The sequence below is a fragment of the Paenibacillus xylanilyticus genome, assembly GCF_047246825.1.
Taxonomy (GTDB): domain Bacteria; phylum Bacillota; class Bacilli; order Paenibacillales; family Paenibacillaceae; genus Paenibacillus; species Paenibacillus xylanilyticus_B.
Window position 1 is genome coordinate 226,224 of record NZ_JBFOLB010000006.1, and the last position, 14,351, is coordinate 240,574.

Annotated in this window: 12 protein-coding genes; 2 read left to right on the plus strand and 10 right to left on the minus strand. The window is 48.6% G+C overall.

Features of this window, described 5'->3' with window-relative positions:
* Positions 1-176 precede the first annotated feature (176 nt).
* Complete coding sequence (locus AB3N00_RS26165) at positions 177-2,543, minus strand: Ig-like domain-containing protein (RefSeq protein ID WP_413037181.1); 2,367 nt, start codon at positions 2,541-2,543, stop codon at positions 177-179.
* Between the two features lie 224 nt (positions 2,544-2,767).
* On the opposite strand from AB3N00_RS26165, the gene AB3N00_RS26170 reads away from it, so the two are divergent.
* Positions 2,768-3,382, plus strand: a complete 615-nt coding sequence (locus tag AB3N00_RS26170) for a class I SAM-dependent methyltransferase (RefSeq protein WP_413037182.1) — start codon at positions 2,768-2,770, stop codon at positions 3,380-3,382.
* A 273-nt stretch (positions 3,383-3,655) separates the two neighbouring features.
* Here the strand turns inward: AB3N00_RS26170 and AB3N00_RS26175 are convergent, their stop codons facing one another.
* The 3 genes from AB3N00_RS26175 to AB3N00_RS26185 form a co-directional block, all read right to left on the minus strand.
* Positions 3,656-4,792, minus strand: coding sequence for a glycosyl hydrolase (locus AB3N00_RS26175; RefSeq protein ID WP_413037183.1), 1,137 nt, complete (start codon positions 4,790-4,792; stop codon positions 3,656-3,658).
* A gap of 83 nt (positions 4,793-4,875) precedes the next feature.
* A complete protein-coding gene (locus AB3N00_RS26180) occupies positions 4,876-6,768 on the minus strand; it encodes a glycosyl hydrolase (protein WP_413037184.1) in 1,893 nt (630 codons plus the stop codon).
* A gap of 114 nt (positions 6,769-6,882) precedes the next feature.
* The gene (locus AB3N00_RS26185; RefSeq protein ID WP_413037185.1) at positions 6,883-8,811 is read right to left on the minus strand and encodes a hypothetical protein; all 1,929 of its coding nucleotides are present in this window, start codon (positions 8,809-8,811) and stop codon (positions 6,883-6,885) included.
* 258 nt (positions 8,812-9,069) lie between these two features.
* Between AB3N00_RS26185 and AB3N00_RS26190 the strand changes: the two genes are divergently transcribed.
* On the plus strand, positions 9,070-9,462 hold the full coding sequence (locus AB3N00_RS26190) for a hypothetical protein (protein WP_413037186.1): 393 nt from the start codon (positions 9,070-9,072) through the stop codon (positions 9,460-9,462).
* 107 nt (positions 9,463-9,569) lie between these two features.
* On the opposite strand, the gene AB3N00_RS26195 is transcribed toward AB3N00_RS26190, so the two are convergent.
* The 6 genes from AB3N00_RS26195 to AB3N00_RS26220 form a co-directional block, all read right to left on the minus strand.
* Positions 9,570-9,917: a KGG domain-containing protein gene (locus AB3N00_RS26195; RefSeq protein ID WP_062322363.1), complete on the minus strand. Its 348-nt coding sequence runs from the start codon at positions 9,915-9,917 to the stop codon at positions 9,570-9,572.
* A gap of 169 nt (positions 9,918-10,086) precedes the next feature.
* Entirely contained in the window at positions 10,087-10,743 is a 657-nt protein-coding gene (locus tag AB3N00_RS26200; RefSeq protein WP_413037187.1) for an SGNH/GDSL hydrolase family protein, read from the minus strand.
* A gap of 105 nt (positions 10,744-10,848) precedes the next feature.
* Complete coding sequence (locus AB3N00_RS26205) at positions 10,849-11,655, minus strand: NAD-dependent epimerase/dehydratase family protein (RefSeq protein ID WP_413037188.1); 807 nt, start codon at positions 11,653-11,655, stop codon at positions 10,849-10,851.
* A gap of 108 nt (positions 11,656-11,763) precedes the next feature.
* On the minus strand, positions 11,764-12,093 hold the full coding sequence (locus tag AB3N00_RS26210) for an AzlD domain-containing protein (protein ID WP_413037189.1): 330 nt from the start codon (positions 12,091-12,093) through the stop codon (positions 11,764-11,766).
* Positions 12,084-12,815 (minus strand): AzlC family ABC transporter permease, encoded by a 732-nt coding sequence (locus AB3N00_RS26215; protein WP_413037220.1) that lies wholly within the window; start codon positions 12,813-12,815, stop codon positions 12,084-12,086. The genes AB3N00_RS26210 and AB3N00_RS26215 overlap by 10 nt, the downstream gene beginning before the upstream one ends.
* Positions 12,816-13,032: 217 nt before the next feature.
* On the minus strand, positions 13,033-14,235 hold the full coding sequence (locus AB3N00_RS26220) for a DUF2087 domain-containing protein (protein WP_413037190.1): 1,203 nt from the start codon (positions 14,233-14,235) through the stop codon (positions 13,033-13,035).
* Between the last annotated feature and the right edge of the window lie 116 nt (positions 14,236-14,351).

A 14,351-nucleotide genomic window follows, 5' to 3' on the forward strand; every position in this document is an offset into this window, starting at 1 on the left:
ATTAGTCAGGGATGACTGATTACTGGTAGGACTCAGAGATAACGGACTGACACGAACAGGCTGCTTTCAATGCTAGACGCAGGAACAGTATACGAATAACCATACAAAAAACGGTGACGCCAGCATCAAGCTGTCATCACCGTTTTTTATTTCACGTTTCACATTAAAAACAAACCTTATTTCGCTTCAACTACGATCGTCACTTTGGTTTTCACGCCAGCATAGCTCACCGTAATAGTCGCTTTACCTTTACCGTTAGCCTGGATGATGCCATCTTTCACCGTTGCAGTTGCAATACGGGAAGATTTCCAGAGTGCCGGTTTGGATACATTCGCTTCACTGCCATCCGCATACGTTGCTGTTGCCACCACGGTAACTTTGTCACCCGGTTTCATGGTCAGGGTTACCTTATCGGTTTGCAGATATTTCAATGTATCTACATCAATGGCCACAGTTACGGATTTGCTGCCGTATTTTGCAGTTACTTTCGCTTTACCTGCTCCAACGGCTTTTACTTTGCCTTTGGTTACCTGAGCTACTTTGTAGCTGTTGGTTTTCCATTCGGCTTTGTCTGTAACGTCACGTTCGCTGCCGTCGTTAAAATAAGCTACAACAGTAATGTCAGCTGTCTCGCCAGATTTCAGGGATACGGCAGGTTCCGATGCTTCAATGCGTGCAATGACGTCCACTTCGATCGCGATCGTCACTTTTTGGGAACCATACTCCGCTGTAATGTTGACTTTACCGCTTCCGTTCGCCGTAACCAAACCTTTTTTAACGTCAGCTACACGAGCGTTACTCGTTTTCCAGGTTGCTTCTGAAGTTACATCCAGCGTATTCCCATCTTCGTCTGTCCCGGTCAGGGTAATTTGCTGCGTCTCTTTGGAAGCCAGTGCGATAAAGTTCACATCCGCTTCGAGCCCGCTTGCCATACCAACCTCAACAGACATGGTCAGTGTTTTGCCATCCACTTTAGCTGTAATTGTTGCTTTGCCGACAGCGATACCTTTGACTTCGCCATCCTTGGATACCTCAGCAATCTTATCACTACTGCTGCTCCACTCTACATCTTCAGTAACAACTTTGGATGTATTGCCATATACAGCAAGGACTTCTGCCGTAAAGGTATCGCCCACACCGATTGATTTTTTCTTGTTTTGCATTTCATATTTGTCCGGCACATCCACGCTTACGGTGATTTTAGCCGTTTTGCCGCCATAAGCGACCGTAATGGTTGCCTGTCCCGATTTGTAAGCGGTAAGTTTACCTTCGGATACATAAACAATATCTTCATCGCTTGAAGTCCACGTTGCTTTGGATGTAACGATCTCCGTAGTTCCATCCACATACTCAGCGTTGACCGTAAGTTCTTTTTCTTTTGTTCCAGTTAGACTCATGGCCAGTTTATCTTCAACATCAACAACGTCCAGATAACGAGCCGTGTCCACATCTACAGTAATTTCAACTGTTTTATCACTGTAACTAGCTTTAATCGTCGTGGTACCTTGACCAATGGCTGTGACTTGTCCTTTATAAACAGTAGCGACTTTCTCATTACTTGATGTCCACACTGCCGTACTGGTTACATCCGCATCTGAACTATCCGGATAAATGGCGGTCAACTTCAGTTGTTTGGAACGATCCGTATTACTCAACTTGAAGAATAACTTTTGCTCATCGATCTTCAGATTGCTCGTCCGGTCCACATCCACATCAATCGAAACCGTCTTAGTGCCGTACTTAGCTGTGATTACAGCAGAACCCGCAGCATAACCCGTGATGGTGCCTTTAAGTACATCAGCAATTTTCTCGTCGCTGGAGCTCCAATCTGCAAGAGAAGTTACATCTCTGGTCGTTCCATCTGGATAGGTTGCCGTTATAACGACTTTGTCACTTTTGTTCAACAGCAGGTTCACTTGCTTTTTGTCTGTATCGATCCGCTTCACGACTTCGACATTTACCTCAACGGTAACAGACTGTTTCCCCACCTTACCTGTAATTAGGGCAGTACCCGCACTTTGTCCGGTAACCTTACCGTTAACTACAGTCGCTACCTGATCGTCATCAGAAGACCATTCCGCGATATCGGACACCGACTCAGAAGTATTATCACTGTATGTTGCCGTCAGTGTGATCTGATCGGATTCTCCTGTACGAATATCAAGGGTTTGCTTGTCCTTCGTCAATGCCTTAACCTTTTTGGTTACATTCACCTGAATGGATTGTGGCTTATTTTCATAGGATACGATGACAGTTGCCTGCCCTTCACCCTTGGCTGTAATTGTTCCGTTATATACCGTAGCCACCGCAGTGTCATCACTGCTCCAGCTTGCATTTACTGTAATATTGCTTGTCGAAGCATCCGTGTAGACTCCTGTAGCCGTCACCGAACTGGATTCTCCTACTTCAAGCGCCACTTCATTTTTGGAAACTACAATCTTGGACAGTTCCTTATCTGCCGCAGCGGCCAAGCCTACGTTGGAAATACTCAGCACCAATACCAGCATCATCACCATGTACTTGGTCAATCTTGGCTTTAACATCATTTCCCCCCGATTATCATCATTTTTTTCCTTAAAGTTAATGTCGGCAAGTTCTTTCCAGATGTTTAGACTTTCAGCGATTTTTCAGGAAAATGATTGGAAATGAATTCTCAAAACTGTCTTTTTTCCAAGGAATCATACCTGCCAGCATTCCGCATAACCTATCTATATTGCTATCTCATAAGCGCCGAGCGACTGAATTTGTACATGATGGGAGGAGAAACATGCGACAGCCTTTTGATTACATCGGATATTGGGAGCAAACGTACCGTTCCGGGGAAACTTCTGGACGTGGATCTTATGGGGTTCTGGCTGAATTCAAGGCCGAGGTCGTGAACGGATTGATCCAGCGAGAGGGTATTACCAGCGTTATCGAGTTTGGGTGTGGAGACGGCAATCAGCTGCAGTATATGAATTATAAAGAGTACCTGGGTGTAGATGTCGCTGCCTCTTCAGTACGCCTGTGCGCCTCGAAGTTTGCCACCGATTCCTCCAAAAGCTTCATGCTGTATACACCTGGTCTGTGGATTAACCGTGGCTTTCTGATGGCTGACCTTACCGTGTGTCTGGATGTGCTCTACCACATCACGGATGAGACCGATTTTCGCAATACGCTCTATGATATTCTGCATTCATCGAAAGATTGGGTGGTACTGTACACACGGTTGAAAGAAAACGGCAATCCGGGTGTCGCCACAATTCAGGATCGGAACCTGTTCCATTACCTGTTCGATTATCCCGACTTCAAGGTGCAAGAGATCATCCCTCAGCGATATCCCGATCAGTCTTCAGCTGACTTCGTCATCCTTAGACGCGTTCCTTCAAGCAAAAACAACTAAATGGAGCAAGCGAGAAAAACCACCCAACAACAGTCCAATGGAAACTTGACTGTTTCAGGTGGTTTCTTATTTGAGCATTTTGCATAAATCCAATAAGCGACTTCCAATCTTCAATATATAGATCGAAATGGTCCTATTCGTCTATATTGTACCTCGGAGCGAGTGGAATCGAATGATGCAAAATGCTGAATAATGAGGAATCAGGCGGATCATCCATTCATTTCCCTGTGAATAGCGCGATCATTGGATAATTCAATTCCTGAAATGTTGGCGTTAAAATAAACCTGGACGCCCGCGCAGCTTCGCCAGCGCCTCCATATAAAAATAGTCGCCGTATATGATCGGCACATTCAATCCCCGCCCTTCCGGGTAATGCACCGTTCCCTGCATAATCATCCCCTCTTCAGCCGCTGACTCGCCTGAGCTGTAGCGCTCATGCAGTCCGCGAACGATGCGCTCCCCCGCTGCGGCATATTCATCCCCGCGCGGCGACAGCTTCGCCAGCTCCAACAGACCGCTCGCTGCAATGGCTGCAGCGGACGAGTCCCACGCCACCTGATGCTCCGCTGGTGCGCGAAAATCCCAGAACGGCACGATATCTTCGCCAAGCATGGCGAGGAAGAAATCGGCCGCGCGTTCCGCTGTCTCCAGATAGCGGGCTTCGCCCGTATACCGGTAAGACAGCGCAAAACCATGCAGCGCCCAGGCGGTACCCCGCGCCCAGGCGGAACCCGGAGCATGGCCCTGTCCGCCATGCTCGCGCAGCTTCTGCCCCGTGTGGGGATCGAACTCCACCACGTGGCAGATGGACCCGTCCGCGCGGATGAACTCACGCGCCACGGTGTCCGCATGTGCTTCCGCCAGCAAGCGGAAGCGGGGGTCGCCGCTCTGCTCGGATGCCCAGTAGAGCAGGGGCAGATTCATCATGCTGTCAATGATGGCTACGCCGCGTGTATCCATGGTGGACGAGTTGAAGTTCCAGGCACGGATGAACTGGCCGCGCACGTTGAAGCGAGCGGCAAACAGATTGGCAGCAAGCATCCCCCGCCGCCGGCTGTCCATGCTGCCAGTCTGGCGGTAGGATGCTACGCCGCTAAGCAGCCAGATGAATCCCAGATCATGGTCCACCGAATCAGAATTACGGAGGCAGCCTTCCAGCTGCCGTTCACAGCTTTCGGCAATGCGGGACAACGGGGCGACGACTCCATCGTCCGGAGATTCACCATACACAAGCCACAACAGCCCTGGCCAGAATCCGGCTGTCCACCACTCCGGATCATTCCGGTCATACGTACCCTGCGGGGAGATGTGCGGAAAAGTATCCTTGATTCGCTGTGCATTCCGGAGTGTTTTGTCCGCTCCCTGCCGCCATGCTTCTTCCACCCATGTTACCGATGTTGATGTATTCACGAGCATTGCCTCCTCTTTTCTTATCCTTTTCCTTGCGTTCACACGTTACGTTGCTTCATATATTTCAATTGGATGGACTCACATCATTGACCCAGATGAACCGTAAACGTAATCCGCTGACTATCACTCAAGACCATCCGTGCTTCCTTTAACAAACCATTGCGAGAAGCCACGGTATAATCTTGCAGACAAATCTCCGCCCCTTCATCAAGCACCGTTGATTCCACGTACGCTCCCCGGAACTCACTTCGAACACAATTATCTGAGACGGTAATGACCGCCTGCTCCTCGCCATCGCTGAACATCAGCGGGATAACAGCTCCGGCCGCTTCAATCTCCCCTTCGAACTCATAGGTGACTGTTAACAAACCCGGCTGCTGTGTATAATACGCCCGAAGTGACTGCAGTCCGACCAATGGACCGATCCAGTCTACCGTAAACGTGTTGGTTTCCTGCCCCTGATCTTCTACCACGTTGAAAACGATAGCTCCCCCTCCATCGGAAGGGTTGATTCCGGTATCCCGATTATATTCCGATCCGGAAGGGATACCTGCCGCCAGGCTGTGCCACTGTCCATCCGGTGTCCGCCAGGCCGGACAATAACTGATCGGCAGGGTTTCCCCTTCTGAAAATTCAGTGAATCCCGACTCGGTATGTCCAGCAGCAGCCGGGCCAATGAGTCCTGGGAGCCCCTGCTGGTGAATCCGCACCAGTCCGGGCACCGTATATGGATCATTCAGAGCCGTATGTAATACCATTTGCTGGCCCGGTAACGAAGCCGTAATCGTCTCAAACCAGCCATCCATCTGAAGGACTCGCATACCCACCTCTGACGGAATGGGCAATTCAACCACTTCATCTCCCGGATCACACAGGTATGCATTGGCCAGTGCCGCAGCCGTCCAAAGGGTATAACACGTATGGTTGGTATATATCTCGTATCCGTGACGTACTTCCGGAGCATACCGGTTCCGCACGATATGCAGACGGCCGTCCTCCATTTTCCACCCGTCCACGGCAGCAAAACAAAGATTGGCTGCACGAGCAAATACACCTGCCATCAAGGGATCACCCATCTGCTTCGCAGCTGAGGCATGACTGGAGAACACATACGCAGCCGCCGCTTCATTCCATTGATGCTGTGAGCTGCGTCCCCGTGGAGGAATCTCGCCCAGCGGTGATAACGTCAGGAGCGAAGTAAATGCCCCTCGCCGGATGGACTCAGCCAGGGAAGACGCACAGCTTCCATCATATCCGGCGTCCAGCATGACACCCAAGTGGTAGCGGGTAGCGATATCGTACGCAAGCGGACTGTTTGGGCGATCCAGCGGGCCGTCCTGATACAGGCCCAGCGCTGTAAAACGCGGCAGGTGATAGCTCTCCAGATAATGATCCATCCATTCGGTCCCTTCACTCGCCAGCTGCTCGCGGTAGCGAAGGTATTCACCCGAGATCATGATTACATTCCAGTTAATCATCCGGTTGGGGTTGTTCATTTTGGACATCGTAAATACATAGGTTTCTTCCGGTTCAATCTGTTTCAGCCCGGCTGCCCATCGAGTCGCTTGTTCAGGTAGGAGCGGCTGTAGCAGCACGTAGGCTCTTAGCATAAGGATGGGGAAAAAGTCGGCATGATTGTCCGGAACCTCGCCGCGAACAACCAGGGAGATACTGTGGGTCAGCGCAGCTGCAGCCGAGGTGAGCAGATCAGCCCGGCCCTCCTGTACCAGAACAGCAGCTGCAAATGCATAGGCTGGCGTGGAATAATAGCGTTCCCGATCAGAGAAGGGGTCCTTAATAGCACCGTTCTCCTGCTGATATCCCGAGTAGGCACGTACAATGTCTTCGATGAGTGCTATTTTACGCGCCCGATTCCATCCGCTAGGTTCTACATGCTTGGCCTGTTCCGCCTGTGTTCGGAACCTCTCCAGTTCACCTTTCCATGGATATGCTGAATCCGATGTATACGCTAACAAAACAAATCACCCTCATTTCCGATCCCCACTTCAATAAGGGACTGAATTGGTTTGAGTCGTTACCAGGTATCTGTTACATTAATCCGGCTTTATCTGTTCTACTGCTTTTTTGCCTTATCTTGAATGTATGGTAAATCTTAATCTGCACCAAGTCTCCGCTGCAAAATGATCCCGGGAAACCCTGTCGTCATCTGCCGTTTCCCGTAAGGTTAATGCCGTCCGGTAAAATTTTAGGGGCAGGTGATCGTGATCCACAGTTTCTACCTCTTCCATCCGTGCATCCCATCGTTCAGCATCGTAGTGCATCGTCACAACAGCCTTGTTCCCTTCCCACTGGACCATTGCTTCCTGCATGACAGGATGAATTCGGCTGACAAAATACTCAACGACTTGCGGTTCTTCAATCCGTTGTCCCTCTTCCCGGGGATCAGGGGATTGCTGCCACTGATAATGGTCTTCCAGGAGAAGCTCCGCTTCGGAGGTTCCAGAAGGGCCGTTCCAGCTCAAACGCCTGATATATCTTGCCAGTGTTGGTGCCTCTGGGTATGCCGACGTCAAATCAAATGCGATCTCTATCCCCTGCGGCGTCGATTGCTTGGTATACAGTACGCTCGCTTCTGCCTGCCGCCCGGATTGTTGAACTGCTCCTTCAATGACCGGAACGCTATGCCCCTGAGAGCCAATTTGGAAAATGCTTTCCCGACCAGGTGCGAAATAGGCCTGAGTATACTCGCCTGAACCTGGGTCACAGAGAATGTTTTCTCCTCCGCCATGAAGAATAAAGTGTCCCAGATCATTATGATTATGGGGCTCTGCGTTATGACCACCCTTTATCGAAAAGGCCGCTGTCATTTCCTCTTGTTCTTCTGCTGCCAGTGTCCCTCGGGTTATCAACCACGTCATATCCTCCAGGTAAACGAAGGCTGCAGGCTCCTCTGCTTCATTTTTTTCTTCAAATAGAGCCTGATTACTCCAGAGTACATTGCGCAGAGCATGAGCCCACCTGCGGCAGGGGTCCTCTGTCAGAAGCGGGATGCGATGCTCCATGTTAAATTGAATTTGCTGCCGCTTGGACAACAGGGAAAGCAGCCCAGGCGGAATCGTCTCCCGCTCACGACTGTCTGAATAATTGACAAACACCCCGTCCGACAAATGAATATTTCCGGGGAAGGCCGCGATCGCTTTCGTTTTGGGATCAGATAACATATCCAGCTTCCCAGCACTGAATATTCGCAGCATTTCTGCAAAATACGCATAAAATCCAAACCCGTATACCCAGTAACCGATACCTTCAGCGCATCCCCCATCTAACCCATAACCGCTCAAAAAGGCATTCATGGAATGAATCGTCTGCTGCACCGCTCTGGCCCTCAGCTGCTCATCTTCCAACAGAAGGAGAGCCGCAATACCGCAGCCGCCGCTGCACACTGCTGACCAATTGTGATCCGCGTTCTCCCAACCGTAAGTCCGCTGCTCCCGGTACAATGGATTGAAGATCCTGCCCTCTATCTCAGCACGCACCATCTTTACCACACGCTCGTCCAAAATGTTATTCAACATGATAATAATCTCTGCGAGCATTTGTGCTGTTTCTGCAGCGAACAAATCGATATGTTCTCTCGCGCCAGCTTCTTCCCCTTCAGGTACATGAGCGGACAGACACCAGGTGTGTTCGGTACAGACACTCCAGATCAGGTCCTCCAGTACGTGCAGGCGCTCGGCAGACGGGGATGCAGCGACCAGTAATCCCAGTGCAGTTAGCCTTCCCCGCCGCTCAAAATAGGCCAGCTCATACGCATGACGTTCACCTGTCTCCCTGAATTGACGATATAGGGAAAAGGATAGTTCAGGCAGGTTCTCCGTACCCGCCCTCTGTTCATATACTTCTAGATCTGACCAGAAGGAGGCATAGTCGGGATCATTCAACGTGTCAGCCAATCTGTCTTTCCAACGATAGATGTACTCCAAACTACGGGTTGCTCCATGTCTCATGGCCATCATGATGTAATCGGCCGTCCAATTTAATCCAGGGTGAACTGTCATAATAATTCCTCCCTATTTATGTAACCGATTTCATTTTAGCCCATAGTTTAGCAAAAATGAAGGGAGTTCGGACGAATACTTTTGTAAAAAAAATAAATAATGAAAATATCTGAAACTTTTCAGACGTTTTTCTCGTAAAAGGTATGTCGGTACTCATTGTCTATGTATTTATTCCATTATGAGGACAGGTGAACCATACTGAATACTGAATTATTTAATCAGGCTGTAACTGAACTGCTGCATCGCTCCGATAGCCGTGTGCTTGTCCAAGTTGAGCCCCATTTTCCGGACAGTCGTCTCGTCGGTGGTAAATATCACATGGGAAGCCACACCGTGTATTTATATAAAAAAGAAATTATGGAGCAATGCCGAATGCTGTTTGGTTCGCTGGCTCCATTAGAGGCTTATATTTATGTCATTCTGGCTCATGAACTGGGGCATGCCGAGGATGTGGAATTGGTGGATCTGTCCAACCTCCTCGATGGACCTCTTACAGCTTCTGAGCAAGCGGAAATTCGGCTGCGTATTGAAGAAAACGCCTGGCGTTATGCAGAATCCCTGCTATTTGATATGGATCCCGTTTTCTTGCGCACCATCATTGATGAATCCCTGTTCAGTTATCGGCAAGCGATTGAGCCACATATCGCCTGACCCGTTAAGTGCGCAACTCTAACAAACGACAAGGCCAGACTCACCCTTTTCCACAGGTGAGATCTGGCCTTGTTTACTTGGATTATATGATGTTTCTATTCAATTGATTAATTATTCCGATTACGGGACCGGGCTTGTCCACCCTTGCGTCCTGCCTCTTCGCGGCTCATTTTGCCATCCTGATCATCGTTCCCATCATTGTTGCCACGGGCGCTTCCGCCCTCCCGTCCAATCTCTTGATAGAACTCACGGTCATGGGATTTCGAAGTTGCTTCCCCACCTTTGCTGCCGATCTCCTGATAAAAATCCTTGTCATGGTTCTTCGCGGTTGCCTCTCCGCCCTTGCTGCCAATCTCTTGGTAGAACTCCTGATCATGATTCTTGGAGGTTGCTTCTCCACCCTTACGTCCTGCTTCTTCACGGCTCATTTTTCCGTTTTGGTTATTTTGTGCCATTTTGAATTCACTCCTTATCGGGTATTGAGTATAGTGTGCTACGCTTTTTAATTACCCTCTTATTTGGGATTAAAACATAAGATTTCTAAATATGTCATTTTTCTATATTTTTTTACGATATCTACGATGTAAAAAAAGCAGAAGATCTGCAACAGATCCTCTGCTCATTTTATTGAATTTTAAGTGGACTATTCTGTACGACAGACAACCATTGACGGGCGATTAGCTCGTGACCGGCAGCCGTTGGATGTACGCCATCCCATAACCAATAGGATGCGTCAGCCTTTTCAGTGGCCTGATTGAATTCATCCTGTAACGGAACCAGCACAGCACCAAATTCAGTAGCAAGCTCGCGAACAAGACGTTGATACTGACCGATACGCTCCTGCCACATATCCCATCTCTCCACCGTAGCTCCGGTTTTCAAAATGAAGGGCTCCATCAACACAAGACCTGTAGACGGCAGCACTTCCCTCGTCTCCTCCAGCAAATGGCGGTATGCCCGTCCAAGGCGGTCTGTAACCCCACTGGGCTCACCATTCATCGTACGCCAGGCATCATTAACACCGATAAGAATACTAATCAGGTCCGGCGTCAGGCTGAACGTATCCTCATTCCAGCGTGCATACAGATCGGATGCCCGATCCCCGCTGACCCCCCTGTTGTAAAAGAGTGGCTGCTTCCCAGCCAGCTCCGCACCCAATCTGCTTGAGATCAGATAGGCATAGCCGTGTCCCAGAAAATGATTCGGATCATCATTCCGCGATCTTCCCCCGTCTGTAATGGAGTCTCCCTGAAACAATATTACGGATGGACTTGTACTCATGATTCAAACCGTTCCTTCCTCTTATGTAAAATGGAAACCTTAATCCTACAGCCTCCATTTTATCCCTTTCAGGAACAATAGAAAATATCGTTTTCAAATCTTCAACTAAACGCCTTTCTGGTCTTTGGCCACATATCCTCCGCCCTGATACTTGGTTTCATCCTGCTTATCCGGTGCGCCTCTGCGCTTCGCCTCTTCCCATAGCTCCGCCGCATCATCTTCCGGACGATATCCAATCTTCTCCTCTAGGTAACCTATATCATAATAATTGTCGGTATTTGCGGAAGTTCCATACAGATTGAGATATCTCATTTCCGGATTGGCCTCAATACAGCACACGGCGAGCTGCACCATGTCCCTGGGCGAAATCCAGATATGTGCCGAACGCTCGGAATGCGGGTGATCATCCCCCGAGAAGTTGCCAATTCGAATGTTGAATGAAGAAAGGTCATATTTGTCCACATAATATCGGCCGAGCAGTTCAATATAACATTTGCTGAGGCCATAGAAGCTGTCCGGACGATACGGATCATCTACTTCAATATCTTCTCCTGTTCGATAAAAACCGGTAGCATGGTTTGAGCTTGCAAAGATTACGCGCTGAACACCATTCATTCGTGCTGCTTCATATACATGATAAGCTCCGGTTACATTGATAGGCAGAACTTTTCCCAAGAAGTCCTCTTCATCCTTCGCCCACGCAATATGCAGTACCGTATGCACTCCCTGCATTAGTTCTTTCAGACGCTCCGCGTCCGTGACATCCATTGCTACTATGCCTGCCCCAGGATCATCATTCAGGTCTGCCGCAACAATATCATACTTATCCATGCTTCTCAGACCTTCCAGAAGACTGCGACCGATGACCCCCGCAGCTCCAGTGATCAACAACTTTTTCCTCGTATGCTCCATTCATCTCGCTCCCTTCATTGGTGACGGATACTTTGTTCAACCCAACATATGTCTATAGAACATTATTAACCGTTAGCCTGAAGGAATTACCTGTACACATGAAGTCCTCTATCCCATCCAGTATCGCAGAATCATCATCGCCACAATTCCAACAAGAACGGTACCGAGGAGGCTTCGGGTCCAGATCGCCACGACGAAGGTAGGCAGGGCTGCCCACAGCGCAGCATTTTGTGTGAGCGGCACCAGTTGGCTGCCAGACATAAAGAGCTCCTGCCCAATCAGAGCTGCCATTACGGCTACCGGTACATATTCCAGCCAGCGGAGCAGCCATACCGGAATCTGTATTTTGCTGAACAGCATCAGCGGCAGCACCCGGGGAATAAAGGTCAACATTGCTGACCCGATAATGATCCAAAAAACATCCCATCTTACTTCCATCGTTCCATCACAACTCCCATCGTTGCTGCGACAACTGCAGCCACTATTACGCTCATGCTGCCCAAGGAGGCCATGCTCGCGAATACTACGCATACTACCGAGATTACCGCTACATTGATGTGCAGCTTTCTGTTTTTTCGATGAATTAACTGCAGTACGATCAGGCCGATAAACATGGCGGGAAGGGCAAAGTCTAGCCCATACTGCTCCGGATTGGTAATCCAGCGCCCAAAATAAGCACCCGCCATGTTGGCCGCGAACCAATTCAGGTATGCTGTAATGTTCAATCCATGCATCCACCGTTCACTCAACGATTGACGGCCAACCGCACGCGTCATGGCTACTCCGAACGACTCATCCGTGAGCAGAGAGCCAATCCACATGTTTTTGAGCGGAGTCAGATGCCTGAAATACGGCGAGACCGCCGCACTGAGTAATAAGTGACGCAGATTGACAAAGAAAATGGTGAATATGATGGCTGCTGCCGATCCATTCGATGCCAACATGCCTGCGGCAATAAACTGGGCCGAACCTGCATATAGAATCAGACTCAGCAAGGCTGTTTCTGCCAAACTGAGACCCGCGGTCATTTCGATTACACCCGCTGCAAAACCTATGCTTAGATACCCCAGTAGCGTTGGGATACAATCTTTTACTCCCTGCATAAAGGTGGCATTATCCGAAGCTTCCATGATGTCTTGTGGTTCCGATGCCAAGGGCATTGTTTTATTCAATTCTGCTGCAACTCCTTCTCTTCCCTTTCGGTGATGTATGTACGTTTCCTTTATATTAATTTAGAAATATACCACAAGATGAGATATTGAGGGAGAGACAGATTTCTTTTTCACAGAACAGATGGGATCTATATGGGTATACAAAAAGCCCATTACCGTTAAAGTAATGGACTTAAAATAGCTGGAGACATCTCTTGTTGTATGATTACTCACCAGAGTCTTTTTTATCGCCGTGATATCCTTGTTCACCGTATGGCTCAAGCTGATCCATCCAGCGATTTAGACATTTGGCCAGGGCATCCTTAGTATCGAAATAGGGATTATCCTCTTTTTTCAATACTTCCAGCACTTCAATGGTGAACGCGTCATCCCCATATTCATTCCACTCAGCCTGCAGCTGTTTATTCAGATGACTGCCCATTTGCAGCATGAATTTCTGACCATTAATCGTCTTCAGATTCAATGTGCTGTCCAAAAAGACTTTACCGTTGCGTTCATTGCGGATTTGGTAAATTCCCGCTTCCGTCTTGACCTCTTTGGCCTGTTCCTGAAGTTCCTTGCGCCGATTCATTTCTTCGTTCTCTCCTTTCCCGCTTCCCGTTTCTGATTTCTTGTCGCTCTTCTTCTGCTCAATCTCAGCTGAAAGGTTCAGCCAGTAATGACTTCCATCCTCTTTACGATTCATGAATCCGTAGTCAATCAGATACCTTCTTAGCTCCACGTAATCGTCATAAACTTGTTTTAACAACTCATTAACCTGTTTCTCGGTATACTGGTGGTCCGGCTCAAACCGTTTGGCAATTTCAGTGAGAACAATGAATTTATGCTTTTGCTGCATGTGAAAACTCGACAGCGGACCATCCGTCCCTTCAGGGAAATACTTGCCAAGCACTTTCTCCCGATCCTGTTCCGAAATATCAAACTGTTTGGCATTGATCGTATGCACATGTCTTGTGACAGGCAAGACCAGTTCGGCAGGCGCGTAGTCATCCTTGCTTTTGAGCAGTTCCATCAATGCCAGGAAGATTTTAGCCTGCCGCTCTTTCTCCTTCAGCACAAACCGATGATTTCGAATGGTGGAGGCACTTCCAATTCCAAGCGCCTTCTGCACTTCGGTATCCTTCTTCCCCTCATAAAACTGGCCAAGCAGTCCCCGCTGCACATCTGACAGGCCCGTCACACTTTTATCCAACTCCAACAGATATTCAAATACCGACCCATGAGTCTTCTCGATATGAACACGCATATAACGCTCTGCTTCATAGAGGACGCCTTCCTCTGGATAGATGATGCCCGCTTCCGTTTTATGGCCGCAGCAGATGCATGTGAATGTTGGTCCTTCTGTGAGATATCCCCGCTTGATCTCTTCGAGCGTGGCTGTTTGCAACAATGGTTCCGATGATTTCATTGAACGATCTCCTTTACTTCTTTTACATGATTATAATTAAACACATAAATTATTTAATTTGTTTGTTCATTTATAGATATAATATACTTTTGTTTGTTTTATGTCAATCCATATAA

Coding starts and splice junctions, on each gene's coding strand:
- AB3N00_RS26165 (WP_413037181.1), bottom strand. CDS start 2,543: ATGTTAAAGCCAAGATTGACCAAGTACATGGTGATGATGCTGGTATTG.
- AB3N00_RS26170 (WP_413037182.1), top strand. CDS start 2,768: ATGCGACAGCCTTTTGATTACATCGGATATTGGGAGCAAACGTACCGT.
- AB3N00_RS26185 (WP_413037185.1), bottom strand. CDS start 8,811: ATGACAGTTCACCCTGGATTAAATTGGACGGCCGATTACATCATGATG.
- AB3N00_RS26195 (WP_062322363.1), bottom strand. CDS start 9,917: ATGGCACAAAATAACCAAAACGGAAAAATGAGCCGTGAAGAAGCAGGA.
- AB3N00_RS26200 (WP_413037187.1), bottom strand. CDS start 10,743: ATGAGTACAAGTCCATCCGTAATATTGTTTCAGGGAGACTCCATTACA.
- AB3N00_RS26205 (WP_413037188.1), bottom strand. CDS start 11,655: ATGGAGCATACGAGGAAAAAGTTGTTGATCACTGGAGCTGCGGGGGTC.
- AB3N00_RS26210 (WP_413037189.1), bottom strand. CDS start 12,093: ATGGAAGTAAGATGGGATGTTTTTTGGATCATTATCGGGTCAGCAATG.
- AB3N00_RS26215 (WP_413037220.1), bottom strand. CDS start 12,815: ATGCCCTTGGCATCGGAACCACAAGACATCATGGAAGCTTCGGATAAT.
- AB3N00_RS26220 (WP_413037190.1), bottom strand. CDS start 14,235: ATGAAATCATCGGAACCATTGTTGCAAACAGCCACGCTCGAAGAGATC.